At 50.0% G+C, this 25,855-nt stretch carries 21 protein-coding genes and 1 other RNA gene; 21 read left to right on the top strand and 1 reads right to left on the bottom strand.

The genetic code is table 11. The annotated features are described in order from the left end of the window. The first annotated feature begins 78 nt into the window (after window positions 1-78). From smpB to AC0YNX_RS16150, 16 genes are all read left to right on the top strand, one after another. The gene (smpB, locus tag AC0YNX_RS16225; RefSeq protein WP_475816707.1) at window positions 79-561 is read left to right on the top strand and encodes an SsrA-binding protein SmpB; all 483 of its coding nucleotides are present in this window, start codon (window positions 79-81) and stop codon (window positions 559-561) included. A 212-nt stretch (window positions 562-773) separates the two neighbouring features. Continuing rightward, window positions 774-1,138: a transfer-messenger RNA gene (gene ssrA, locus AC0YNX_RS16220) on the top strand. Window positions 1,139-1,288: 150 nt separating this feature from the next. Next, window positions 1,289-2,368: a S1C family serine protease gene (locus tag AC0YNX_RS16215; RefSeq protein WP_475816706.1), complete on the top strand. Its 1,080-nt coding sequence runs from the start codon at window positions 1,289-1,291 to the stop codon at window positions 2,366-2,368. Between the two features lie 287 nt (window positions 2,369-2,655). After that, window positions 2,656-3,090 (top strand): helical membrane plugin domain-containing protein, encoded by a 435-nt coding sequence (locus tag AC0YNX_RS16210; RefSeq protein ID WP_475816705.1) that lies wholly within the window; start codon window positions 2,656-2,658, stop codon window positions 3,088-3,090. Window positions 3,091-3,127: 37 nt separating this feature from the next. Continuing rightward, window positions 3,128-4,306 carry an NAD(P)/FAD-dependent oxidoreductase gene (locus tag AC0YNX_RS16205; RefSeq protein ID WP_475816704.1) on the top strand — a complete coding sequence of 393 codons (1,179 nt, stop codon included), beginning with the start codon at window positions 3,128-3,130 and terminating at the stop codon, window positions 4,304-4,306. 283 nt (window positions 4,307-4,589) lie between these two features. Further along, window positions 4,590-6,284, top strand: coding sequence for an ankyrin repeat domain-containing protein (locus AC0YNX_RS16200; protein ID WP_475816703.1), 1,695 nt, complete (start codon window positions 4,590-4,592; stop codon window positions 6,282-6,284). An 843-nt stretch (window positions 6,285-7,127) separates the two neighbouring features. Continuing rightward, on the top strand, window positions 7,128-8,006 hold the full coding sequence (locus AC0YNX_RS16195; RefSeq protein ID WP_475816702.1) for a hypothetical protein: 879 nt from the start codon (window positions 7,128-7,130) through the stop codon (window positions 8,004-8,006). A 318-nt stretch (window positions 8,007-8,324) separates the two neighbouring features. After that, on the top strand, window positions 8,325-9,281 hold the full coding sequence (locus AC0YNX_RS16190) for a sugar phosphate isomerase/epimerase family protein (RefSeq protein ID WP_475816701.1): 957 nt from the start codon (window positions 8,325-8,327) through the stop codon (window positions 9,279-9,281). Between the two features lie 162 nt (window positions 9,282-9,443). Continuing rightward, window positions 9,444-10,550 (top strand): amidohydrolase/deacetylase family metallohydrolase, encoded by a 1,107-nt coding sequence (locus AC0YNX_RS16185; protein WP_475816700.1) that lies wholly within the window; start codon window positions 9,444-9,446, stop codon window positions 10,548-10,550. Further along, window positions 10,528-11,631, top strand: coding sequence for a DgaE family pyridoxal phosphate-dependent ammonia lyase (locus tag AC0YNX_RS16180; protein ID WP_475816699.1), 1,104 nt, complete (start codon window positions 10,528-10,530; stop codon window positions 11,629-11,631). The genes AC0YNX_RS16185 and AC0YNX_RS16180 overlap by 23 nt, the downstream gene beginning before the upstream one ends. A 2-nt stretch (window positions 11,632-11,633) precedes the next feature. After that, on the top strand, window positions 11,634-12,389 hold the full coding sequence (gene dagF, locus AC0YNX_RS16175) for a 2-dehydro-3-deoxy-phosphogluconate aldolase (RefSeq protein ID WP_475816786.1): 756 nt from the start codon (window positions 11,634-11,636) through the stop codon (window positions 12,387-12,389). Then, a complete protein-coding gene (locus AC0YNX_RS16170; protein ID WP_475816698.1) occupies window positions 12,382-13,407 on the top strand; it encodes a sugar kinase in 1,026 nt (341 codons plus the stop codon). Before dagF ends, AC0YNX_RS16170 begins: the two co-directional genes overlap by 8 nt. Then, complete coding sequence (locus tag AC0YNX_RS16165) at window positions 13,407-14,123, top strand: GntR family transcriptional regulator (protein WP_475816697.1); 717 nt, start codon at window positions 13,407-13,409, stop codon at window positions 14,121-14,123. The genes AC0YNX_RS16170 and AC0YNX_RS16165 overlap by 1 nt, the downstream gene beginning before the upstream one ends. 82 nt (window positions 14,124-14,205) lie before the next feature. Further along, window positions 14,206-15,093, top strand: coding sequence for a fructose bisphosphate aldolase (locus AC0YNX_RS16160; RefSeq protein ID WP_475816696.1), 888 nt, complete (start codon window positions 14,206-14,208; stop codon window positions 15,091-15,093). 166 nt (window positions 15,094-15,259) lie between these two features. Continuing rightward, window positions 15,260-16,228 (top strand): ParA family protein, encoded by a 969-nt coding sequence (locus AC0YNX_RS16155; protein ID WP_475816695.1) that lies wholly within the window; start codon window positions 15,260-15,262, stop codon window positions 16,226-16,228. Then, entirely contained in the window at window positions 16,225-16,650 is a 426-nt protein-coding gene (locus tag AC0YNX_RS16150) for a hypothetical protein (protein ID WP_475816694.1), read from the top strand. The genes AC0YNX_RS16155 and AC0YNX_RS16150 overlap by 4 nt, the downstream gene beginning before the upstream one ends. A gap of 73 nt (window positions 16,651-16,723) precedes the next feature. Here AC0YNX_RS16150 and AC0YNX_RS16145 read toward each other — a convergent pair whose 3' ends face one another. After that, window positions 16,724-19,000: a helix-turn-helix domain-containing protein gene (locus AC0YNX_RS16145; protein WP_475816693.1), complete on the bottom strand. Its 2,277-nt coding sequence runs from the start codon at window positions 18,998-19,000 to the stop codon at window positions 16,724-16,726. A gap of 276 nt (window positions 19,001-19,276) precedes the next feature. Here AC0YNX_RS16145 and AC0YNX_RS16140 point away from each other — a divergent pair, with 276 nt between their 5' ends. The 5 genes from AC0YNX_RS16140 to AC0YNX_RS16120 all read left to right on the top strand — a co-directional run bounded on the left by AC0YNX_RS16140 (window position 19,277) and on the right by AC0YNX_RS16120 (window position 25,839). Continuing rightward, window positions 19,277-20,161: an ABC transporter permease gene (locus AC0YNX_RS16140; protein WP_475816785.1), complete on the top strand. Its 885-nt coding sequence runs from the start codon at window positions 19,277-19,279 to the stop codon at window positions 20,159-20,161. Window positions 20,162-20,221: 60 nt separating this feature from the next. Further along, the gene (locus AC0YNX_RS16135; protein ID WP_475816692.1) at window positions 20,222-21,058 is read left to right on the top strand and encodes a carbohydrate ABC transporter permease; all 837 of its coding nucleotides are present in this window, start codon (window positions 20,222-20,224) and stop codon (window positions 21,056-21,058) included. A gap of 57 nt (window positions 21,059-21,115) precedes the next feature. Further along, the gene (locus tag AC0YNX_RS16130; RefSeq protein ID WP_475816691.1) at window positions 21,116-22,699 is read left to right on the top strand and encodes an extracellular solute-binding protein; all 1,584 of its coding nucleotides are present in this window, start codon (window positions 21,116-21,118) and stop codon (window positions 22,697-22,699) included. Window positions 22,700-22,789: 90 nt separating this feature from the next. Further along, entirely contained in the window at window positions 22,790-24,544 is a 1,755-nt protein-coding gene (locus AC0YNX_RS16125) for a glycoside hydrolase family 35 protein (protein ID WP_475816690.1), read from the top strand. A gap of 41 nt (window positions 24,545-24,585) precedes the next feature. Further along, window positions 24,586-25,839 carry a Gfo/Idh/MocA family protein gene (locus tag AC0YNX_RS16120; RefSeq protein WP_475816689.1) on the top strand — a complete coding sequence of 418 codons (1,254 nt, stop codon included), beginning with the start codon at window positions 24,586-24,588 and terminating at the stop codon, window positions 25,837-25,839. Window positions 25,840-25,855 lie beyond the last annotated feature (16 nt).

Genomic DNA, 25,855 nt, shown 5'->3' with positions numbered 1-25,855 from the left:
CATGTAAAGTTGCTACAATGGACTCCTAGCCTAGGTTAGGAGTCCGTTCATTTACGCTTTTGGGGAGAGGTGATAGGCGTGGCAAGCAAGAAAAGTGATGGCAAACAGCTCGCACAGAATAAGAAGGCTTCCCATGACTATTTCATCGAGGAGACCTTCGAGGCAGGCATGGTGCTGATGGGGACGGAGATTAAGTCGCTGCGGACAGGCAGAGCGAACATTGGTGATGCATTCGCGACTATTCGTAACGGCGAGATTTTCATTCACAACCTGCACATTAGCCCATTCGATCAAGGGAACCGAAGCAACCCGGAGGATCCGACGCGGACGCGCAAGCTGCTCATGCATAAGTCGCAGATTCATAAGCTGCTCGGCCAGTCGAAGCAAGAAGGCTACACGATTGTGCCCCTTAAGATCTATGTTCGCAACGGTTATGCGAAGTTACTGCTCGGCCTTGGTAAAGGTAAGAAGCAGTACGACAAGCGCGAATCGGCGGCGAAGAAGGACGCGCAGCGTGATATCCAGCGTGCATTGCGTGAGAAGCAGAAGGTCGCTCGCTAAGGCAATTTAGTCCGCTTGGGATGTAAGGCGATCGTCGCCAAGACTTCCAACAAGACATTGTCTCATGATGGCTGTACCTGTGTTATACTAAGTAAGCAACGAACGAAGTAGTAACATGCTCACCTGATGCAGATGCCTTACTGTTGGCAACTGCAGTCGACAGAGCGTTCTTACCTGCTAAACGGAACGTATGGAGCCGTTTATGCGATATTGGGGGCGTTTATGGATTCGACGGGGATAGTTCGAGCATGGGTTGCGGGTAGTGGGGACGCGTCCACTTCATCAACGCTAAAGCCTATTAAATGGCAAACAACAACAAACTTACGCTTTAGCAGCTTAATAACCTGTTAGCGTGCTCCTACCTAGCATCGCCCATGTGACTAGACTAGGGGCTAACATGTAGTGGGATACGCCGTTCGGTCTCCGCCTGGGGTCGACGGAAGAAGATAATCAGGCTGACCCAACGCGTAGTCGGTTACGGGACGACGCTCGGGTGACATCAATACCGTGACTACACCCGTAGAAGCCTGTGTGGCGTTGTCTTCGGACAGGGGTTCAAATCCCCTCGCCTCCACCATCATTAACCACATCCGCATGAGGATGTGGTTTTTGCTTTTCCAAGGGTACCAATCTATTAAATTCTCAGGAACCTTTTAGCTAGTTTTAAGCTTCCTTTTAGGATCGTCCCTCATAATGAAGTCATCAAGAGCACAGGAGGCTGATCCTAATGGATGAGAATAAAGAAATGAACAATGAACTCGATAACGCAAACGAAGGTCCAACCATATATCGCTATGATTCCTCGAAGAAGATGACAACTTTACAGCGGGTGTATGACGAAACGCTCGCGGAGAATGAGGGGCAAGGTGCTTCAGCAGGCGGCGGTGCGAAACGACGCAGACGAACGTCTTCTCGGTCGATTCTGGCGGCTTTTCTAGTCGGCGCCGTTGTGGTTGGGGGAATGACCTACATGTCCGATCGAATGAACTTGTTCAGCGGAGGGACAGCAAGTGTCGTCCAGACCGGTTCGAACGGTGGCTCTAATTCAGCTGACGCCGGATTAAAGACTGCTTCGCTCAATTCCTCTACGGAGAACTTTGCTTCGGTGTTCAAGCAAGCGAACCCTGCAGTCGTGGAGATTGCGAATTATGGGGTGGAGAACAACCAGTCGAATCCGAACCTCTTCGGCAGGGACGGCGCATGGTCCGGCGGTCGGCAGCAGTCGGAGCAAAGCAGTCAAGATCCGGTGCTAATGGGTACCGGGTCCGGATTCTTCTTCAATAAAGACGGTTATATCCTGACGAACCAGCACGTTATTGCAGATGCCACAGAGCTTAAAGTAACCGTGCCTGGATATGATGAGCCGCTTATCGCCAAGGTCGTTAATGCGAATAAAGATCTGGATTTAGCGGTGCTCAAGGTGGAGAGCCCTGACGGCAAATCGTTTCCGGCTCTAAGCTTCGGTGACTCGAATCAAGCGAATGTCGGCGACTGGGTTGTCGCGATCGGCAATCCATACGGCTTGGATCACACGATGACGATTGGCGTGCTTAGCGCGAAGGAGCGTCCGATTACGGTCACGGAGGAAGACGGTTCCGAGCATCAATACAAACATCTTCTGCAAACTGACGCTTCGATTAACCCCGGCAATTCGGGAGGACCGCTGCTGAACGCTAAAGGCGAAGTAATCGGAGTGAATACCGCAGTTAATGCCGAAGCTCAAGGCATGGGTTTCGCTATTTCGTCCAGTACGATCAAGGATGCTGTGAAGGAGATGATGGCGGCAACGTCGGAAAAATCTTTCTAACTGGACGCTGCCAAATAAATCCACAACCGCGTAGGGTTGTGGATTTGTGCATCTGAGGGCACGATCGCAGCGGATAATCGCGCCTTTCTTGTGCAATCCTATTCTTCAGATGCCTTCATACCATAAATCACGGGTTTTCGTCGTAATTTTACATCTGTACGAAACGGTCACAATGAGCTAAAATAATGATATTCAAAATTACTTGTGAATAATTTCACAGTATGGTCGGAAACGACCTGCAGCTTAGACTGACGGATTTATTAATTTCATCTGAGGGAGGAAACAAAATGTCTGAAACAACAGCAGTACTTGAGCAAGGAGCAGCAGCAGTTACGGATGCGGCGGCGAAGCTCGACGTGTTGGACCAGCTTTTGAAACCGGAAGTGCAGCAAGCAATCACCGCATTGGTGGATCAACTGCCGAAATTGGCAGAAATGATGACCGTTATGACGGGTATCTACGATCTCGCGCAAAAAGTGTCCAAGGACAGAGTCCTCATTCAGGATACACTCGGCGGATTCCAAGAGGTATTGAAGCCGCTTGGAGAAAAAGTGAAAGATTACGCTTCTGCGGCAATTGAAGCGAATGACCGTGCGGATCAAGGCGGAGCTTCGATCGGCGTATTCGGTATGATCAAATTGCTGAAGGATCCTGAGCTGCAGCGTATGCTCCGCTTCGGGCAAGCCTATCTAGATATTCTTGGCGAAAGAAAATCACAATAATAGCGACCGTCATAAGGCGACGAATGGAGGAACACAGATGAGCAAGGAAATTCTGATTCTCGGCGGCGGTTACGGCGGTCTGCTGGCAGCGCAATCCGTAAGAAATCATCTTACAGCCGGCGAAGCGAACGTGACGATCATCAACCGCTCGAGCACACACCAAATCATCACTGAACTGCACCGTCTGGCTGCAGGCAATGTGGCTGAGAAAGCAGTAGCGCTCCCACTGGAGAAGCTTCTTAAGAAGAAGAGCGTTAACGTTGTCGTTGGCGAAATTGCGGCGATCGACGTCCAAGGCAAGAAGGTTGATCTGAGCAATGGTTCTTCTTACCGTTACGATGCACTGGTGCTTGCACTAGGCAGCGAAACGAACTATTTCGGCATTCCTGGACTGCAAGAAAACAGCTTGATCCTGAAGTCCGTTAACGATGCGAACAAGATCTTCGCGCATGTTGTGGATCGGGTAAAAGCATATGCTAAGTCGAAAGCTCCTGAGGACGCTACGTTCGTTATCGGCGGCGGCGGTCTGACTGGCACTGAGCTTGTCGGCGAACTCGCTGATGAATTGCCGGCAATCTGCCGTGCGAACGGCGTAGACTTCTCGGACATCAAGCTGAAGCTGATTGAAGCAATGCCTACGATTCTGCCAATGTTCTCGCCAGACCTGATCAACCGCGCGGTAACGAGCCTGCAAGCTCGCGGCGTAGAATTCCTGACGAGCCTTCCGATCACGGAAGTGAAGGGCAATGTGGTTACGTTGAAAGACGGCCAAACGATTACGTCCAACACGATCGTATGGACTGGCGGCGTACAAGGCAACACGCTCGTAGCGAACTGCGGTATCGAAGTAAACCGTGGCCGCGCAACAGTCAACAGCGCAATGCAATCGACATCGCACCCTGATGTCTACCTGGCTGGCGACTGCGCAGTTGTCTTCGCACCGGAAGGTCGCCCGTATCCGCCGACAGCACAACTCGCTTGGCAAATGGGCGAGCTGGTTGGCATCAATATCGCGGCAGCTTTCAAAGGCACACAGCCTGAAGAGTTCAAACCGGTATTCTCCGGTACGCTTGCGAGCCTTGGCCGCAAGGACGGTATCGGTGCGATCGGCGAGACGGGCATCGAGCTGCGCGGTACGCCTGCATCGCTCATGAAGAAAGCGAGCAATGCGCGTTACCTGTCGCACATCGAAGGCCTCTACACGCTGGCTTACTAAGAGCTGCGTTAGCGCACACCTAAGCAACATCACAGAATGACAACCAGCAGTCTCGGTTCGGCACTAGGATGCCGAATCGGGGCTGCTTTTATTTTTCACTTTATTTTTTACCGTGTTCAAGTCAGATGTCTCCACCAACTCTAACCACATCCGCAAGAGGATGTGGTTACTTTTGTAAGTTCCTCATTGGTACTATTATTTTAGAAATAACTTGCCGTTAACGTTACGTCACCTGTTATGGTTATCATAGAAAGACGAAATGAAAGAAAGGAGGCTACACGAGGTGAAGGGGGATGCGTCCTTTTATCGTACGGGACAATTTGCTGAGACGGCGGGAGTTACCAAGCGAACGCTCAGGTATTATGACCGGATCGGCCTGCTCAAGCCAAGTGGAATCTCAGATTCCGGGCAGCGTCTGTATGCAGTGAAGGACTTCATACGGCTACAGCAGATCGTCACGTTGAAATATGTTGGTTTCTCGCTTGAGCAGATAAGAAGCATTATGGAGATGGAAGATGCGGTTCACTTGCCCGCGCTTTTGTCGATGCAGCGAGAGTGGCTGGAAGATAAGGTTCGCAATATGCAATCCGCCATTCAGGCCATCAAGGAAGCCGAGAGAGTCATAGAGAACGGTAACGAAAGAAGCGTTGAAAAAATCCAATCCATTATCGGAGTGATTGAAATGGAAGCAAACCGCAACTGGGAGCATGAATTATTGGAAGCCGTTATTCTTGGACGTGAAGATAAGGCAAGGACGATCCTGGCAGCGAACAAGCATTTATCCGTTTCAAGCATCTATGTGGCAGCTGCGCTCGGTGAAGTGGACCATGTCCGTAGCCTACTGGCGAGCGACTCATTAGCAGCGCGCAAGCCCGGGGGACCAGAACAGTGGGAGCCTCTGTTATATATGAGTTTCTCCTGCTTTCTTAAACATCATGAATCTAGTGATCGGTTTGCGCAGACGGCTGCTGTGCTGCTGGAGCATGGTGCGGATGCTAATGCATACTGCCTACAGAAGGATGATCCGTATAGAAGGAAGCTCAGCGCCTTATACGGAGTTGTTGGCGTCGCGGGTAATATTCCTGTAGCCAAAGTGCTGCTTGATGCGGGCGCCAATCCTAACGATGGCGAATCGTTGTACCATGCGGTGGAATGGCCTACTCTTGATGGTCTGGAATTGCTTTACCAGTATGGTGGCGATATTGGAGCGACGCCGGCTATATTCTTTCATAAACTAGACTTTGACGACGAGCCGGGAGTGAAGTGGTTTCTGGAGCATGGCACGGATCCGAACCAGACTTTCTGTGATTATGGGACGACCCTGCACTGGGCAGTCTACAGGGGCAGATCTGCTTCCACCATCGAGCTTCTGCTCAAATACGGTGCCGAAGCCGATGCACAGAGACCCGACGGGAAAACGGCATATATGCTGGCCGTGCGCTATGGTTTAACCGAGATTGTCGATTTGCTAAGCAAGCATGGGGCATCAACGGAAGTGGATGACACGGATAGACTCTTCGGCGCGTATGCGGGAGTTAATGAACAGGTTGTTCGAAGCATTCTGGAAAAGCAGCCCGCGCTGCTCTCATCATTATCCGAGCAAGACAGGATGATGATTATCGAATATGCAGAATTGAACAAGGCGGATTCCGTAAAGCTGATGCTGGAGTCGGGATTCGATAGCTCCGTGAAGAAGGAGCCGGGTACAGCGCTGCATTTTGCAACTTGGCATGGAAACGTTGAGACGGTGCAGGTGTTGATTGAGCATGGAGCATCGTTGACGGCGATCAATGCATATGGCGGAACGCCGCTCGGAAGCGCGATTCATGGCTCGATTCATCGCCTTAACTCAAGGCCAGGTGCACATGCCGAAGTTGTGGAAGCCTTGATAAGGGCAGGTGCTGTCGTGCCCGAAGTGGCTGGGGGAAGCAAGGAAGTAAATGAAGTGTTGTGTAAATATGGCGCGAGGTATTATTGAGTCTATAGGGTTGTGTAGCAGTGTTGTAGCAGTGTTTTGTAGAGTTACGGTTCACAGCCGTCAAAAAACGACCTTATGAGGTCGTTTTTTTGTTCTTTCTTTACAGCACACCATAAAGCTCCAATATTAGTTCACATAAATCACTTTACCAATGATTCCTTACAGTATTGCTGTTGTAGAGCGGCGGGGCAAAGGCATTCTCAAAGTTTTAGGGATCCCTAATGAATTTATTTAAAAAGTCTAGCCCACAGTATCTCGCCAGGTGATTCAGGATATCCCAGGTCTTTGGGACGGCAGGTCTTTTGAAATATTTATTATGATTATACCTTCCCAAAAACTTCTAATACTTGTATCTTATTTATTTATAATGCATTAAAATGGTGAAAAGAGAAGGGGTGGAAGACAATTCGCAGTAATATTTTTAATGTATTTATGATGTTTTCAACTTTAATTCATAGTTTTTTAATTAGGTTTCCGCAGGAATGGAATGCCCATAAACTACTTAGGTTTGTGTTTAACTTACTCTACAGTATTATTTTCTCATTGGTAACTGGCTTACTCCCAACCATATTCGTATCAATAATTTTTAATAAATACATCAATCAAGAAATAATAAACTCATCCGCAATATATCTTTTTTTTCCTTCAGTTATATTTATCTGCATGTTGTTACTCTCCTTAATTAATTTCCATGAGCGGTTCAGTTTGCCACGCGTAATCTATGTATTCTTTATAGCAGTTGTCTTGTCGAATCCGAGAATAATTTATTTTAAGGCCTCTGTATTTCTACTCGTGGTGTTTTTAACTCTCTTTATGGTAACTTCAAGCATTGTTATTTTCTTCTTGAGTCCATCAATTACTTTAGGAAAAAGTGCAATTAATGTGCTATTCTATAGTGCTACGTTTTCGTTGATTTTGACAGTTGTTCTTTATAGTTATGGCGGAAAAAACCCTGTTCTCAGGCTTTACAGAAAATTTGTTTTATGGTCAATTCTCTTGCTAATTATAGTTTGTTTAACTGCTATTCAAATTTATGATAAGCTTACTCAACCTTTTAGCCAACAATTACAAATAGAACTGAGTCTTTTACTTGGTGGATTGATTTTTACGTTAACTGGAGTACTTGATAAGGGAGAGGAATTATTGTCGAAGTTAACGATAATGCATTCTAAAGAAATCAGAATGTTTTGGCGTCATTTCTACAAAGAGAATTCAATTACTGTTTATGTTAATAAACTCAAAGCTCGCTTCAATAGTATAGGGATTACTTGGACAAATAATAATAAGTTTAAATTAATGATTCATCTAAACATATCATTAGTTTTATTAATTTCCTTATGGTATGTAATTTGGAAGGTTGATGAACTTAATGTATTTTCTGGAGTGCATCCAGGAACTTGGTTGAGAAATTATTTAAGTAATAATCAACTGAATTACATAGATAAATTAAAACCAATACTAATAATGCTTGGAGTTATGGCATACTTTGGTTATAATTTTTGGAAGAAGTATGCGCAACTAAATTTTGTGCTAAAGTTTATCGGTGCTTGTTTTTTAATGAGTATGGTATTGATAAACCTTTTGATGATTAATGGATCTTTTATACAATCGTATTTCGTTAATATTGCAATTCATTTCATGTTTAAGTTAGTTGCATGTGGTTTTGTAATTGCAAGTATTATTGATATTCTTTTAAGAGCACATAACTGGCTTAGAAAATAAGGTGTTAAGCAATAATCAAAAAATCTTTGATTATTAATCAGATTGGATTGAAATCTAAAACTATCTGATCCTCCCGGTGAATTGTGGATTGTAAGACATGATTTGCCGCTATCATGAAGCCCGGTCCGCTTTGAGGACTGGGCTTTGTTTTTTTATTACACATGTTCATCGTTGCATGCTTCGTTCTCCAACGGATATGAAGCTTAGAAGGAAATGGAAAGCAAGCAGCGAATAAGCGAATAGTCGTAGAGATCACGAACAAATGTTATGCGTAACTGGGGGCAAGTCATTACTAGTTGGGAAGTGTGGGGGAGAAACATGAAGAATAGAGGGATCGGAATCAGCCTGAATGCCGATATGGTGAACGGAGATTTGGCTGCGTTAGAGCAGCATTTGGGCTATATTGCCGATTCTGGCTGCGATTATGCCGAATTGATCATGCACGGACTTGATGTCGTCATTAACGGAGCCATTCACCCGAAGCGTCTTGAACGCGTCCGCAGCGTACTGAGCAAATTCCGCCTTGGCTATACGCTGCATCTGCCTTACGAATTGAATCTCATGCATCTCGAGAAGGGGGAAGATTACTTCCGCTGCTTCGAAGCGGGGATTGAATTGTCGGCAGCGATAGGCTGCGACACGATCGTGTATCATAGCTCCTATGCCCGTCTGACGGATGAAGCTCTCGTGGATTACTATGAGAAGTATGGGGAAATGTATCGTGAGAAGCTGTACGCCATCCTTCTGGAGGAAGATGTGGAGCGGTTGCGTTCGCTTGGGAATCAAGCGAGCCGCTATGGCATTCAAATCGGCATCGAGAACAATATTTGGTATGATTTGAAGTGCGATTATACCTATGGGCTGCGGCCGCAGGATGTCGCCTTGCACGTTCGGCGGATTGGTCTCGATAATGTGGGGATGACGCTGGATGTCGGCCATTGCTACCTGACCTCCATTGCACACGGTTATGATTTCGAGCAGGCTATCGTGGACGCATTGCCTTATGTAAAGCACCTGCATGTGCATGATAACTTCGGCAAGCTGAAGGATGCCGGCTCCTATATGAGCAACCTGCCTTATGGCTATGGAGATCTGCATCTGCCAGTCGGCTGGGGATCCATTCCGTACGCGGATGTGTTCCGCTGGATGGACAGCTACGAGGGGATTGTGAATATGGAGATCGAGTTCAGGTTGTATCCGCATTTTGGAGAAGCGGTAGAGGATATGAAGCTCCTTATTGCCGGGATTCAAGTTGATGATATCGCAAAATGCTGATTGCCGAGCTTAAATATCAATGCAGTTAAAGACCGTCCCCGAGGGGGTCGGTCTTTTCGTATACATACTACACGACAACCAAACATTATAATGTTTGTTGACGATCCTATTGAATCCATTTAGAGTAACATTATAACGTTATAATTTTAAGGTGGACTTACGATGACAGACAATTTGGTGTTGCGAGGGGCAGCGCTCACGGACGGCCGGAAGGTGGATATCGTAATCGTGGATGGCGTCATAGCCGAAGTTGCGGCAATGGGGGCATGCAGTATCGCTGGCGGCCGCGAGCTGGATTGCTCCGGCTTATTCGTATCGAGCGGGTGGATTGACCTTCATGTTCACGCGTTTCCGGAACTCCAACCCTATGGGGACGAGATCGACGAGATTGGCGTGAAGCAGGGCGTTGCAGTGATCGTAGATGCGGGCAGCTGTGGCGCGGACCGAATAGGAGATTTGGCGGCAAGCCGCGAGGGAGCGCTAACGACTGTGTATGCGCTGCTCAACGTATCCAAGATTGGGCTGGAGCGAATCGACGAGCTGTCTGACCTCGTTTGGCTTGATCGGGAGCTCGCTAGGAAAGCCGTTCAAGAGTACCCGGATTTCATCGTCGGATGGAAGGCCAGAATGAGTGGCAGCGTCGTTCGCGAGAATGGCATTCAGCCATTGCGGATAGCTAGGGAGCTGGCCGAAGCGACTGGCTTGCCGCTCATGGTCCATATCGGCTCGGCTCCGCCGAAGGTCGAGGAGATCCTTCCTTTGCTCGCGGGAGGCGATGTCGTGACGCATTATTTGAACGGGAAAAGCAACCGCCTCTTCCAAGAGGACGGCAAGCCGATTCCCGAATTAACCGAAGCCATTGCAAGGGGCGTGCGGATGGATGTCGGGCACGGCACGGCGAGTTTCTCCTTCGAGACGGCGGAGGCTGCGAAGCAGAGCGGCATCCGGTTCGATACGATCAGCTCGGATATTTATCGAGGGAACCGGCAGAATGGTCCTGTTTACAGCTTGGTGCATGTCATGTCGAAATTTCTAGCCTTGGGCTACTCGCTCAGCGAGGTGATCGGCTCCGTGACGGCGAGTGCGGCGCAGTGGCTAGGCAAGCCGGAGCTGGGTCGCATTCAAGCAGGCGATCGGGCGAATCTGACGCTATTCTCCGTCACCGGAGAGCGCGTGACATTCGTCGATTCCGAGGGAGCGACACGCATAGGCGAACATCAAATTATAGCGAGAGGGGTATATACGAATGGGCAGTTCATTGAATGCTAAATATGGATTGAAGCGCGTCATCAACGCAAGCGGGCGCATGAGTATTCTTGGGGTGTCGGCACCTACGGATACAGTCATGGAGGCGATGAGGCATGGCGGGCAAAATTATGTTGAGATCGCTGATCTGGTAGACAAGGCAGGCGACTACATCGCAAGCGTGCTCGGTTCCGAAGCCGCGGTGATTGTCAATTCGGCATCAAGCGGCATTGCTTTGTCGGTAGCGGGCATTGTTACGCAAGGGAACCGGCGTCTGAGCGAACGGCTTCATCAAGAGCCAATCTCGAAGAACGAGATCATTATCCTCAAGGGACATAATGTCCAATATGGGGCGCCTGTTGAAACGATGGTATACCTCGGAGGAGGCAAGCTCGTTGAAGTGGGTTACGCGAACGAAGGCAAGGCCGAGCATATCGAGGATGCCATCGGCGAGCGGACAGCTGCGATCCTGTACGTCAAATCCCACCATGCCGTGCAGAAGAACATGATCGGCGTGGAGGAAGCCTGGGCAGTCGCGCAGCGCAGCGGGATTCCGCTTATTGTGGACGCGGCGGCGGAAGAGAATATCTATAAGTACGTGAAGTTCTCGGACCTTGCGATTTATAGCGGTTCCAAGGCAATCGAAGGACCGACCTCCGGTATTGTCGCAGGTAAGCGTAATTACATCGAGATGGTCAAAATGCAGCTGCACGGGATTGGCCGAAGCATGAAAGTCGGCAAAGAAGCCTCATTCGGGCTGCTTCAAGCGCTCGACGAGTATACGGTGAAGAAGGATAACAGCGAGCAGGAGAAAGCATCCTTGCAAGTGCTTATGCCGCTGAACGAGCAGCCAGGTGTCAAAGTGACGATCGTTCAAGACGAAGCTGGCCGCGCGATATTCCGCGCGCGCATCCAGATTGATCCGGAGCTTGCCGGGACAACGGCCAAAGCTGTCGTCGAAGGGCTTCAAACCGGCGATATCGCGATATACACACGCGACTACGGCGTGAAGCAAGGTTATTTCGATATCGATCCGCGTCCGCTTCTTGGCGATGACATCGATGTGATTGCGGCAACAATTCGTTCACTTACGGGAGGCAAATGATGATGTCTAATATGACTAAACGATTATATAAGGGCCGCGCGGCTTTGAATGTACTGGCAAATAGCTTGGAGAATGCAAAAGAAGTATTCGATGCCGCAGAAGGCTTCGTGCTCGTCGGCGTCCTCTCGAAGGACTATCCGACCGTCGAATCTGCTGTTACCGCGATGAAACGGATTGGAGAAGCGATCGACGACGCGGTGTCGATTGGGCTTGGCGCCGGCGACAATCGGCAGGCAGCCGTAGTTGCTGAGATTGCGAAGCATTACCCCGGCACGCATATCAACCAGGTCTTCCCTGCTGTGGGCGCGACCCGGGCGAATCTGGGAGAGCGGGACAGCTGGATTAACAGCCTTGTTTCTCCGACGGGAAAGGCTGGATTCGTGAATATCTCGACGGGGCCCTTCAGCGCGGCGCAGCCGGAGCAGGCTATTGTGCCCGTGAAGACGGCGATTGCGCTTGTGCGTGATATGGGCGGCAATGCGCTCAAGTATTTCCCGATGAACGGTCTGGCTCGCGAGGATGAGCTGCGTGCTGTGGCAAAAGCCTGCGGGGAAGAAGGCTTCGCCCTGGAGCCGACGGGCGGAATCGACATGGACAATTTCGAAGCGATTCTTCGCATCTCACTTGAAGCAGGTGTGCCGCAAGTTATCCCGCATGTCTATTCGTCTATCGTCGATAAGGTAACTGGCAAGACGAATGTCCATGACGTGCGCGTGTTGCTGGAAATTATGAAGAAGCTGGTCGACCGCCATGGCTAACCGCCGCATACGCGTCGCCGCATTCGGTGAAGTCATGATGCGTCTACAGGTGCCAGGCTACGAACTATTGTCGCAGGCAGACAGCTTGCGCTATTCGTTCTCCGGCACAGGCGTGAATGTAGGCGCGGCGCTTGCCCGTTTCGGATACGACAGCCATCTTATCACAAGGCTGCCGGAGAACTCACTCGGAGATGCTGCAGCGGCCAATCTGCGGAAACTGGGGCTATCGCTGGACTCAGCGGTCCGGGGTGGCAATTATATGGGCATGTACTTTCTCGAGAATGGCTTTGGCGCTAGACCGAGCCGGGTCACGTATTCTAACAGGCAGGAGAGCAGCTTTAACACGGCTCCATCCGATGCATACGATTATGAAGCAATTGCCGCTGGCATTGATCTGATTCATTTTTGCGGGATTACTTTGGCGATGAACGATGCCGTCAGAGAGCATATGCTGCGGCTGGCGAACGCGGTCAAAGCAAGAGGCGGCACAGTTGCCTTCGACTGCAATTATCGGCCGGGCCATTGGGGCGAGGATGGGTACGCGAAAGCGAAACGCCACTATGAGCAGATGCTTGAGCTCGCGGACATCGTCATGATGAACGAGCGGGATATGATCCACACGCTCGGCATGACGACGGACAAGACGGACCGCCTCGAACAGCTCACGGAGCTGCTCCCGGCAGTTGCCAGCCGATACGGGATTTCCGTAATCGCGGGCACGCATCGCACCATTCATGGCGATAACAACCACTCGCTGCTCGGGTTCTTGTATAAGAACGGCGTCGCTTCTTTCTCCGAGCCTCGCGCATTCGCGGTCCACGATCGAATCGGAGCGGGAGATGCTTTTGCCAGTGGCATAATACACGGTGAGCTCTCTTCCTTCGAGCCGGAACGGACGGTTCGATTCGCGGTTGCCGCAGCGATGCTTGCTCATACGGTGTCAGGAGACACGCCGATGTCGGGTGAAGGCGACATTCTGCGGGCCATGACGGATGCGAACGGAGACGTGATTCGTTAATGAAGCTAACGCGCAGCAAGAAACCGCTGTACGCGCAAATCGCGAGCATCGTCAAGGACCGGATCCTGCACGGCGTCTATCCGGTCGGAACGAACATACCGACGGAGCCGCAGCTTGAGCAAGAGTTTAACGTCAGCAAAGTCACGATCCGCAACGCCATTAAGGAGCTCGCGGGTGACGGCTATGTGGAGACGGGGAGCGGGAAAGGCACGAAGGTCATCCGCAATACTTCCACGTCCAAGCTGTCCAAGCTGAAGCGGTTTACGGAAGTGCTGGTGGAAGAAGGCTATCGGATTCGCAAGCAGTTACTCTCCGCAGAGAACGCCCCGAACGAAGCGGATTCGGTGGCGTATCGATTGTTCGGCGAACGCTGCCTGCACATCGAGAGAATGTACTATTTGAACGACGAGCCATACATTCATTACACGCACTACCTGTCGAGCCGGGCTGCGGGCCTTGAGCTGCCAGACCTGAGCGAGCAGTCGCTGTATGATTTGCTGGAAGAACAGGATGTGTCGCTTGGCAAGTACCGGGATGAATTCTCCGTCTCTGCCACAGCGCCGGCTCCCGTCATGGCGGCTTTGCGAATCGAGGCAGGTACGCCGCTTCTCAAACGTTCGCGTTATGCGTACGACGAGAGCGGGGAGTTGATCGAGTACAGTGAAGGCTACTACCATACCGAACGTCATCCATACGTCGTCAATTATGACGTCTGAGGGTAATTAATGCCTTTTTATGGTAAAATAAAGCAGGCATAGCAACATGCCTCATTAGGCAACCAACAGGAGGGATATTCCGATGAATCAGGAACAATTGATTCGCGTTCATACTGGCAAAGGTTTCATCGCGGCACTTGACCAAAGCGGCGGAAGCACGCCAAAGGCACTGCTGCAATATGGGATTACAGAGGATCAATATTCTGGCGAAGAAGCGATGTTCGTTCGCGTTCACGAGATGAGAACACGCATTATCCAGAGTCCGGCATTCAGTTCAGCATCTATTCTAGGCGCGATCTTGTTCGAGAATACGATGGACCGCAAGATTGAAGGCTTATATACTGCCGATTACCTATGGGAGAAGAAGGGGATCGTGCCTTTTCTCAAGATCGACCAGGGACTGGCTGAGCTTGATGGAGGCGTCCAGGTGATGAAGCCGATTCCTGGACTGGACGCCTTGCTTGCGCGTGCGAACGAGAGACATATCTTCGGGACGAAAATGCGTTCGGTCATCAAAGAGGCCAACCCGGAAGGGATCCGCAAAGTGGTGGAGCAGCAGTTCGAGATTGGCAAGCAGATTATCGCGGCAGGGCTTGTGCCGATTATCGAGCCTGAAGTTGACATCCATAGCGCAGATAAGGCGGAATCCGAGCAGCTGCTCAAGGTTGAAATCAGGAACCAGCTTGACTTGCTTCCGCAAGAAGCGCGCATCATGCTGAAGCTGTCGATTCCAACGAACGATGACTTCTATCGCGATCTCATGGACGATCCGCGAATTGTCAGAGTCGTAGCCCTCTCCGGCGGATACGAACGGGAAGACGCGAATACAAGATTGGCGCGCAATCATGGCCTTATCGCCAGTTTCTCCCGCGCGCTGGCAGAAGGACTTACTGCTCAGCAGTCGGATGAGGAATTCAACCAGCTGCTATCGGAGACGATTCGGTCGATTTATGAGGCTTCGATTACGTAATAGGTGTACATATCAGGTCATAAGAGTGAAGCCCGACCCTATGTGGTGGGGCTTTTTTTTATGTTCTGCATGACACCTGAAGTCGAGCAAACCAAGATGGTCATATTCCGATGTTTAACCAACTATGTTTAATTAGAACATGAAGAATAAGGGGATGATGAGGTCCATGCCTAAGATCATTTCTGTCATTAATTATAAGGGCGGCGTAGGAAAAACGACGGTTACATCCAATCTTGCCGCTGAACTGGCCAATAAGGGCTTTAAAGTACTGGCCATCGATCTGGACCCTCAAACCAATTTGACCTTTTCATTCTTGCCGGTAGACGAATGGCAGCGTGATTTTCAAGAGATTACGATTAAGAAGTGGTTTGACGCTTTCATTGATAACGATCAAGAGTTTAACTTAGAGGAATTGGTTATTAGCCCTAAGCGGGTAAACGCACGTCTGCAGAAGTTAAGGGCATCTGGCAGTGTTGATTTGATCTCCTCTCACCTCGGATTAATCAACGTCGATCAAGAGCTAAGCGCCAAGCTTTGGGGAGGTACGGATCGCGCAAACCGTAGAAACTATCTGAAGGTTCACTCGAGGCTCAAAGAAGGGCTAAAGCAGCTTGAAGCCAAAGGCTACGACTACGTGCTTATTGACTGCCCTCCGAATTTTAACGTAGTCACGAAGACAGCGATCATTGCCAGTGATTTTTTGCTTGCCCCTGCCAAGCCGGATTATTTATCTACGATTGGAATCGAGCAGCTTTACAAGAATGTGAGTGGGCTTGTAGCTGAGTATAATCAAAAAGTCCAATACGAAGAGCTTCGACATGAATTTCGAATCGTATCGCCGAAGCTAGAAGGAGTCATATTTACAATGGTCGGGATTCGTGAGGGAACAACGCCTATCCGCGCACAGCAGCAGTTTATTGCACAGGTTCGCAGACAAGAAATGATCCCAGTTTTTGATACTAGAATCAGAGATAACAAGACGATTTATGCTGAAGCCCCGGAGTCGGGCATTCCGGTTGTACTCGAAGACGTAAGCACCGGAACCTATGGGTACATACAGCAGGAGTTACAATCGCTTGCGCAAGAAGTAATTGATAAGGTCGGCATGCAAGCAGGGAAGGAGCATTATCAGTGAGAGCAGCTAAAAACGACATGGCTAATCTCTTTATGATTGTCGCGCAGACGCTGCGGGAGATGAGTGAAGCGGAGTTTCGCCAATTAGTGGATGGACATGGAGCACTGAAGTATGTGCCGTTGAAACAAGCCGTCAAGGCGAAGCCGGTGAAGGCAGTCTCCATAGATTTGAAAACGCTGGTCAAAAAGCTCTCAGAAGTGGAAACCAGAGAAGAAGCTAGAGGGTTGTTAGTGAAAACCGGTATGTTGAAGAATGAACTTATTAAACTGGCCTCATTACTTGATGTTTACGTGAGCAAGAGCGACAGTAAAGAAAAGATGATTGAGAAAGTCATTGAGTCGACAGCAGGAGTGAAAATGCGGTCCAAGGCAATTAAAGAAACTCGAATCGGGGAGTTATCAAGCGGTCGGGGAGGCAGCTAGCATGGGGCAGTGAATTAATAAAAAGAAGCCCAGTCCGCACGAGGACTGGGCTTCTTTTTGTTCTAATATGTTCTCATTCATCATCGCCGGTAGACGGCGTGTCTGTACCCGCCTCCGCACTCCTTCTATACTCCGTCGGCGTAACGCCCGTAATCTTCTTGAACGTGCGATTAAATGAACTGAGTGTCATGTAACCGGATTTCAAGGCGACATCTTGGATTTTTAGCTCCGATTGAAGCAGGAGCGCCCTCGCTTGCTTGATCCGGAACTCATTGACGTAGTCCACGAAATTAGCCCCCGTCATCTCCTTGAAATACGTCGACAAATATCCGCTGCTAATATTCAATTTGCCTGCGATGATATCGAGGGACAGCTCATCGCTGAAGTGCTCCTCCAGATAACGGAGCGTAAAGCTAATAATCGGATCATGCGTATCTTTCTTGAGCCGCACCAATCTACCAGCCTCGCTGACCATTTCCTCGAAATAGGCATCCAACGCTTCAACCGTATTTCGCTTCTTAATTGAAAGAGCCATCTCGGATAAGGATTCGCTGTCAATCTGCAGCCCATGAAGCACGCGCAGCACTTTATCCGTCGTCTCTTCGGCAAAACGATGGAACCTCGTCGCAGCGATGTTCTTCTTCTTCATCTTAGCCATCATCCGGCGCAGCGCGCTCAGGGCAAGCGTATCGTTCCCCTCTTGCAGGCTCACATTCAGCTCGTGCTCCAGAGCTGCAGTGGGCAGCATAGGCTGAGCGTGAACCTCGCCAGCCTGCAGGATATGCGTCGCATCATCGAAAGGTCTCAAGCTGACCAACTGCAGCGCTTCTTGGTAAGCATTCGTCATCTCGGAAGCATGCTCGTAATAAGAGCTGACGGTAATGACAAAGAAGCTATAGGCGCTATCCGTGTCCAGGACGGCTTTGATGCGGTCCAGCTCCGATCTCAAGCGGGCATCATCGCCATCGCCCAGGTAGACGACAGACAGAATCTGATTCGTTTCGATTTGAAAGGTTTGCGCGCCGGACATTGCGTTCCCTAATGCTTGAATGAGGTATTCGCGGATATAGGCGACAGTCCGTTCTTCATCCCCGGGCATCTCGTCCCAATAGCGCGGCTTGAAATTCATCTGGAACAGAATGAACCGATAGGGACGGCTATCCGCTTCATAGGCTGCATCGGTATCTTGATATTCAACACGGATGCGCTTAAGCAAATTCATCAGCGAATAATTCCGCAGATGGCTCTGTTTGTGCTGGATGCTGCGCATCGCTTCCTGATTAGCCTTCATCATATGGCCGATGTTGGCGTGAATCAGCTCGAACTCGTTGGCTGTTCCGCGAACGAAGTCTTTGTTTTCGTTCAAGCTCCGAATGGACTCCACGATCTTGCGCACCGGATTGTTGAAGCGCCTGCTGAACAGGACCGATAGAGCGGCGCTAATCGCTACCGAGATGAACAGCAGCACGATAAGGGTGACATTAAGCCGAAGAAGCCGTTTGGAGATGCTGCTCTCCGGGATGATATTAACGTAGGTTAGCCCGGTTGTTGTTCCAGTCTGGTAGAAGTAATAGTTGCCGCTTAGCTTCACCCAGTCCTTCCCGGATATCAATTCCGGAAGCGGTCCGTCGGCTGTTAGCCCGGATGAATACAGCATCTCGCCTTGCGGGCTTAGCATATAGAACTTGTTGTTAATCGACTGATGATAATCGCGATAGAACGAATCAACTTCGATAAAGGCCAGAAATTCGTAATCGGGATAGAGCTTGCTGCGAAATAAATAGGGCAGGACGCGCTCGGTACTCGAATCTGTTTGGGGCGTGTCGCTGCTGAATGAATCGGCTGGATACAGCTTCGAGTCGGAGTCCTTCGCCATCAATTCCTGCTGCCAGAAGCCAGGCGTATGGCCGCGGCTCACATAATGCTCGGAGAACATGATGTCGAGAGGTTTTCCTCGGCTGTTGTCCAGCACAAATCGATGCTTAACGTCGTAAACCAGTACATTCTTCAGATAGAGCTGCGGATTTAGGGTGAGTTTCTGGATATCGTCGATGACGCTTCCGGCGGTGAGGTAATAATGCTTCGCTTTCTGCAGATCGCTTAAGCTTCGGTCCAAGTAAAGGCCAACAAGCGCGTTGTTTAACAAGTCGAAATACTTTTCCATTCCAGAGGTCGAATGAGTCAGATTCGCATCATTATAGGTGATGATTTCTTTGTGAATGCTCTGTCTGAACAAACCAAGCGATACGAGATTGAACGAAACGAATAAGAAAATAATCGCTATAAAGCTCATCATGATCTTCGCGAAGATGGAACGGGTTCTGACCCTGAGCTGGATAATCTGCCGCACGAATAATCCCCTTTTACTCGGTTGTAATCCGATTATCGAAAACTGTGCAATTTTTCGGATATCCGCAATATTGCATGATTCTAGGCATAAATCGGATATGCCTTTGACAGTAGAACCCATATTATAGCCATAGTTTAAAAAAATCAAGAACCGTCAATTCAGTGCCATGAAGGGGGATCATCATTGAATCACTACAAGCTAACAAGCGAGGCCGCATCCAGATCGTCCGTTGCTTCCCAGAACAAGAGAAGCCGGGTAGCCTCGGTAGCGGGCAAGCTGTGGAACGAGCGATACTTGTATCTATTGCTTCTCCCGGGACTGCTTTACTTTATTATTTACCGGTACGTTCCGATGCTCGGAAACGTCATCGCCTTCCAGGACTTCAGTCCGTTCCAAGGCTTCCTGCACAGCGACTGGGTGGGGCTCAAACACTTTAAGAAGATTTTTGCGGATAGTGAAGTCATTAGGGTCATTTGGAACACGCTCTATCTTTCTTTCCTGCAGATTGCATTTGCTTTCCCTGTTTCGATAGCGCTTTCACTGATGCTCAACGAGGTTCGCAACGAACGGTATAAACGGCTCATTCAATCGCTCGTCTATTTGCCACACTTCTTGTCCTGGGTAGTGGTAGCCGGAATCGTAACCGTATTGCTTAAATCAGAAGGCATTGTCAACCATTATCTGCAAACGGGATTGGGCATCCACTCCATACCATTCTTGACTTCTCCGCATTGGTTTATGCCGTTAATCGTGTTAGAGGTCATCTGGAAAGAATCCGGTTGGGGGACGATTATCTTTCTTGCCGCGCTGGCGGGCGTCAACCCTAACTTGTATGAAGCGGCTGTCGTTGACGGCGCCAATAAGTGGAGGCAGCTATGGCACATTACGCTGCCGTCGATTCGAAGCACGATTATCATTTTGCTCATTCTTCGTCTGGGCAGCGTGCTGGATGTCGGGTTTGAACAGATCTTCCTGATGTTGAACCCACTTAATAAGTCGATTGGCGACGTGCTTGATACGTACGTGTACTACAAAGGGATTCAAAGCTCGGATTTCAGCTTTGCAACGGCAGTCGGCTTGTTCAAGTCGCTCGTCGGGCTGATCTTGATTGTCGGCGCGAATAAACTAGCCAAGAAGTTTGGCGAAGAAGGAATCTACTAAGGGGCGAGGCATGTGGTTAAAAATCATTCAAAACTGGAAAAATTAGGTGGAGCATTGAATGTGGCCTTGCTTGCCTTGGTTGGACTCTTGATGTTGTTCCCGTTCTATTACATGATCGCCACTTCGTTCACTTCAGGGGCGGAGAGCGCAGCGAGGACGTTCGTGCTGTTTCCGAAAAAATGGGTCATGGACGCTTATGATTATATTTTCAACTCCAAGGTGTTTGTCCGTTCGCTCATCGTTACGGCTGGGGTTACGGTCGTCGGGTCGCTGTTTAGCTTGCTTCTGACCTCGATGATGGCGTATCCGCTCTCGCGGAACATTACCGGTCAGCGACTCTTTCTTTTTCTCGTGCTGTTTACGTTTGTTTTCGGCGCAGGTATCATACCAACCTATATGGTGGTGAAATCGACGCACTTGATCGATACCTATTGGGCGCTTATTATTCCAGGAGCTATCAATTCGTTTAACTTAATCGTGCTACGGCAGTTCTTTCTGGGCATCCCGAACGATCTTACGGAAGCCGCGGTACTGGACGGCGCCAATGACTTGCAAATTTTCGCACGCATTATCCTTCCGCTGTCCAAGCCAGCGTTAGCCGCTTTCGGCTTGTTCTATGCGGTTACGAGCTGGAACACGTACTTCAACGCGCTTATCTATATTAACGATCCAACCAAGTGGACCGTGCAGGTTATTCTGCGGCAGATCGTTATATTGAGCCAGCGGCTGGATTCACTCTCGGACGGTCAGCAGGCTGCGATTGCCCAGGCCGCTCCTCCTGGCGAAACCATCGGCATGGCGGCGATCTTGATCGCGACGCTTCCGATTCTTGCCTTGTACCCGTTTCTGCAAAAGCATTTCGCGAAGGGAGTGATGCTCGGCTCCGTCAAAGGCTAGCAAGAAGCATCATGTTCTCGAAACGAATTGGCAAGATAAATAGAGGAGGTCAAACGTATGCGAAACAAAGTTGTCTCATCTTTACTTATTGTTGCGTTATTCAGCTCCGTTCTGGCGGCATGTTCTTCTAAAAGCAATGAAGGCAGTGAATCCACTTCCACCGCGGGCAACGCGAAGGACCAGAAAGTCTCGATCAATTGGTTCGACGGAACATGGGAAGATCCGGTTCCGGGTCCAAGCAGCGAAGCCGTGAACAAAATCAACGAGAAGTTCAATGTCGATTTCAAGCCGCAGTACATCCCATTCGATACCTATGAGGAGAAGCTCGCGGTCAAGATGGCTTCAGGCGATATTCCAGACGTAATCGGCATGGAGTCTGTAGACGCGAACTATATGAAATGGGCGCAGCAAGGCGCATTCCTGCCGCTGGACGAGTTCCTGAAGCAGTATGAATCGACTAAAGCCGTGCCTGACTATGCTTGGGATTCGCTCAAGGTAGACGGGAAGGTATACGGCATTCCGACGTACTTCTCTCCTAAAGGCGGCAAAAAGCCGGTTATTCGGAAAGACTGGTTGGACAAGCTCCACCTGACGATGCCTACGAATTATGAAGAGCTTAAGCAGGTCATCATCGCTTTCACGAAGAATGATCCTGATGGCAATGGGAAAGACGATACGATCGGGCTAGGACTCGCTAAGGGCATTTATTATGATCCTTCCTTCGGCGCGTACTATGGCAACTCGACCTGGTACAACAAGAACGGCAGCGGACAATTGATTCCTGGCGCCATTGCGGACGGGAATAAGGAGAAAGTCACTTTCCTGGCTGACCTTCAGAAACAAGGCATCCTGCAGGCCGATTGGGCGGTTACCGCGTACAAGGATATTTTCAAAGCCTTTAACGCTGGTAAAGTTGGCGTCTGGTACGAGCAGCCCGGCGGCAGCGGAAACAACGGCATTCAGTTCGACGTGCTGAAGCAGAATGCTCCGACTGCCGAAGTCGTGCCGATTCCGCCGTTCAAGGCTCCGGATGGCTCGCAAGGACTTACGATAAGCGGCAGCTGGTACCGGATGTATATGATCTCTTCCAAGCTGAAGAATGAACCGGAGAAAGTGAAACGCATTCTGGAGATGATCGACTACTTCCATAAACCGGTCGGCTTCGATCAGCGCAATCCGAAGAATGAGTATTTCGACTGGCTGTACGGCGGCGAAGGCAAAGGCTACAAAATGGAGAACGGAGCTGCACAGCCAATCGCAGAGAACCGTTCGAACGTAGCTCCAGGCGCTTATATTACTGAGGGCGGCTGGTTCATGAAGGACGAAGATTTATTCGCATTCCCGAAAATGGCCAAGACGAAGGAAGAGCAATCCTTCCAGCAATCGTTAGCCGATATGCTGCACACCCAGAAGTTCTATGTCAACCCGACGGGCCGGATTATCTCGCCGATCTTGATGGAGAAGAGCGGGGAGCTGCAGGAGTATATTTCAACCGAGACGACGAAGATGATCTTCGGCGAAAGACCGCTATCCGACTGGGACAAGATGGTTCAGGAGTACATGGATAAAGGCGGCAAGGACATGATTGACGAAGTGAATAAGAGCCTGGAGGCAAATAAAATCCAGGGCGAGTGGAAGTAAGAGATTTCTTAAGAGACAGCACGAACGGCTGAGGTTCGTGCTGTCTGTCCAATTAGATACACATTCTTTGGCAAACGAGGTATAGCAACGATGCCTATATTAACGACTCATAAACATTCATTCCTGCTGGACGGCGAGCCGTTCCGCATTCTATCTGGCGCCATTCATTATTTTCGCGTCGTACCGGAGTACTGGAAGGACCGCCTCTGGAAGCTCAGAGAGGGCGGGTTCAATACCGTTGAAACGTATGTCGCTTGGAATATCCACGAGCCGGTCGAAGGGCAGTTCGACTTTGATGGGATTGCGGACTTGACCCGTTTTATTGAGATCGCTGGCGAGCTCGGCTTGCATGTAATCGTCCGTCCTAGCCCGTATATATGCGCGGAATGGGAATTTGGCGGACTACCCGCGTGGCTGCTTGCCGATCCGGGCATGCGTCTGCGCTGCATGCATCAGCCTTTCCTGGACAAAGTCGATGCCTACTATGATGTGCTGCTGCCGAAGCTTGTGCCGCTTCTCTCGAAGAACGGCGGTCCAATTATTGCCATGCAGATTGAGAACGAGTATGGTAGTTATGGCAATGACAAAGTGTATCTAGCCTATCTGGAACAGAGTATGAATGAACGCGGTATCGATGTATTGTTGTTTACGTCCGATGGACCGGGAGACTTTTATTTGCAGGGCGGCATGATGGATGGGGTGCTCGCAACCGTCAACTTCGGCTCGCGTTCGGAAGAAGCTTTCGCGAAATTGAGAGAGTATCAACTAGACAAGCCAATGATGTGCATGGAGTTCTGGAACGGCTGGTTCGATCACTGGGGCGAGCAGCATCATACGCGCGATACGGATGACGCGGCGGCCGTGCTCGACGAGATGCTGGCTGCAGGCGCATCGGTGAATGCGTACATGTATCACGGCGGTACCAACTTCGGTTTCTACAACGGGGCGAATTATGGCAATGAGCAGCACCAACCGACCATTACGAGCTACGATTACGATGTGGCGATCAGCGAGTCAGGCGACTTGACGGACAAGTTCTATAAATACCGTGAGGTTATTTCCAAGTATGTAGAGCTTGAACCGCTTAACCTGCCGGAACCGATTAAGAAGAGAGCATACGGCAGCGTCGCGATGACAGAGCAAGCTTCTATGTTCGCTTCACTGGACAAGCTCTCTGTGCCAGTCACTCGCACATGCCCGGAAACAATGGAACAGCTGGGGCAGGACTACGGCTTCATTCTGTACTCTACTCACGTCATCGGGCCGCTTGCCGCTACCCGCCTCAACCTTCAAGACGTGCATGACCGTGCGCTCATCTTCTTGAACGGCGAATACAAGGGTATGATTGAGCGCAATTGCAAAGACCATGACGTGCTGCTTGAAATACCTGCCGAGGGCGCATCGCTGGACATTCTAGTGGAAAATATGGGGCGGATCAATTATGGCCCGTACTTGAAGGATGCCAAGGGCATTACGGAAGGCGTGCGGCTTGGACCGCAATTCCTGTACCACTGGACGATTCGATCGCTGCCGCTTAATGACCTGAGCAAGCTTGAATATCAACCGAAGCCATCTGAGCCGAAGCAAGAGCAGCCGACGTTCTATCAGGGATATTTTCAAGTCGATGAACCCGCCGATACCTTCCTTGCGCTTCCAGGCTGGACGAAAGGCGTTGTATTCGTGAACGGCTTCAACCTCGGCCGCTATTGGGAGATCGGTCCCCAGCAGACGCTGTACGTACCGGCGCCATTATTGCGCGAAGGTAGTAATGAGCTTATAATCTTTGAACTTCATGGCTGCGAGCAGCCTGAAGTTGAGCTTCTTGATCGTGCATCGCTCGGATAAAAGAGATTGCAATCCTATTTATTTTACTTGGGGAGATAACGATGAAACAACTTACCGCGATACTAATTGGAGCAGGTGCGAGGGGAGCGAACAGCTATGCCCCGTTTGCGCTTGATTATCCGCATGAATTGAAATTCGTTGCTGTTGCCGAGCCGGATCAGACTCGGCGCGAGCAGTTCGCCTTGAAACACGCGATCCCGGATCACCAGAGCTATGAATCATGGGAACAACTGCTTGCAGGCCCTAAGATTGCCGATATCGCCGTAATTTGTACGCAGGATCGCATGCATTACCATCCGACCCTGCAGGCTTTAAATAACAAGTATCATGTCTTGCTGGAGAAGCCGATGTCTCCGGATCCGAGAGAATGCTTGGAGATGGAGCAGGCTGCCCGCGACAACAATTGTTTGCTTTCGATCTGCCATGTCCTGCGCTATACGCCGTTCTGGAATAAGATCAAGCAAATCTTGCAGGAAGGCCGCATCGGCGATATCGCTTCCATCCAATTGAACGAGAACGTTGGCTATTGGCATATCGCGCACAGCTTTGTCAGAGGCAACTGGAACAACTCGACAACGTCGAGCCCGATGATTCTGTCCAAGTCCTGTCACGATATGGACGTCTTATCTTGGCTCATGGATCAGCCATGCATGCGGGTGAGCTCCTACGGATCGCTGATGCACTTTAACAGTGCGAACGCGCCGGAAGGTTCGACCGATCGCTGTCTGGACTGCGCAGTCGAGACGACTTGCCCTTATTCCGCGCCTCGGTTTTATTTGAGCGAACAATTCAAAGGCTGGGCACGTCATTTCACGCCTGAATTGACCAAAGAGAATATCGTCCAAGGGCTGCGCGATACGAATTATGGACGCTGCGTATATAGAAGCGATAACAACGTTGTCGATCATCAAGTCGTTAACATGGAGTTTGCGAACGGTGCAACCGCTATGTTCAGCATGAGCGGCTTTACGTTTGATCAGGAGCGCAGAATTCAAATTATGGGTACTCGCGGAGAATTGCGTGGGGAAGATAACACGATTACCTTATATGATTTTTTAACCCATCAAAAAACCGAGATTACGATCCCTACGCAAATGAGCGGCCATGGCGGCGGCGATGCTGGCATTGTCCGCAGCTTCCTGGCTGATGTACGGAGCTATCATGGGCAAGAAACGCTGACCTCGGCCGGCGCTTCCGTGCGCAGTCATCTAATGGCATTCGCTGCGGAAGAGTCGCGGCTGAACGGCGGCAAGTCGATTGAGCTTGCTCAGTATGCGGAAGAATTGATGGTTTAGTTTTGGTCTGGTAAAT

Source organism: Paenibacillus sp. J31R98, assembly GCF_056269245.1.
Note: the sequence above shows the minus strand (reverse complement) of the source record. Positions and strands in the feature narration are given on the sequence as shown.

Excerpts from the sequence above, each read along its gene's own strand:
- AC0YNX_RS16215 (WP_475816706.1), top strand. The coding sequence starts at position 1,289 with ATGGATGAGAATAAAGAAATGAACAATGAACTCGATAACGCAAACGAA.
- AC0YNX_RS16210 (WP_475816705.1), top strand. The coding sequence starts at position 2,656 with ATGTCTGAAACAACAGCAGTACTTGAGCAAGGAGCAGCAGCAGTTACG.
- AC0YNX_RS16205 (WP_475816704.1), top strand. The coding sequence starts at position 3,128 with ATGAGCAAGGAAATTCTGATTCTCGGCGGCGGTTACGGCGGTCTGCTG.
- AC0YNX_RS16190 (WP_475816701.1), top strand. The coding sequence starts at position 8,325 with ATGAAGAATAGAGGGATCGGAATCAGCCTGAATGCCGATATGGTGAAC.
- AC0YNX_RS16185 (WP_475816700.1), top strand. The coding sequence starts at position 9,444 with ATGACAGACAATTTGGTGTTGCGAGGGGCAGCGCTCACGGACGGCCGG.
- AC0YNX_RS16180 (WP_475816699.1), top strand. The coding sequence starts at position 10,528 with ATGGGCAGTTCATTGAATGCTAAATATGGATTGAAGCGCGTCATCAAC.
- dagF (WP_475816786.1), top strand. The coding sequence starts at position 11,634 with ATGTCTAATATGACTAAACGATTATATAAGGGCCGCGCGGCTTTGAAT.
- AC0YNX_RS16170 (WP_475816698.1), top strand. The coding sequence starts at position 12,382 with ATGGCTAACCGCCGCATACGCGTCGCCGCATTCGGTGAAGTCATGATG.
- AC0YNX_RS16165 (WP_475816697.1), top strand. The coding sequence starts at position 13,407 with ATGAAGCTAACGCGCAGCAAGAAACCGCTGTACGCGCAAATCGCGAGC.
- AC0YNX_RS16160 (WP_475816696.1), top strand. The coding sequence starts at position 14,206 with ATGAATCAGGAACAATTGATTCGCGTTCATACTGGCAAAGGTTTCATC.
- AC0YNX_RS16155 (WP_475816695.1), top strand. The coding sequence starts at position 15,260 with ATGCCTAAGATCATTTCTGTCATTAATTATAAGGGCGGCGTAGGAAAA.
- AC0YNX_RS16130 (WP_475816691.1), top strand. The coding sequence starts at position 21,116 with ATGCGAAACAAAGTTGTCTCATCTTTACTTATTGTTGCGTTATTCAGC.
- AC0YNX_RS16125 (WP_475816690.1), top strand. The coding sequence starts at position 22,790 with ATGCCTATATTAACGACTCATAAACATTCATTCCTGCTGGACGGCGAG.
- AC0YNX_RS16120 (WP_475816689.1), top strand. The coding sequence starts at position 24,586 with ATGAAACAACTTACCGCGATACTAATTGGAGCAGGTGCGAGGGGAGCG.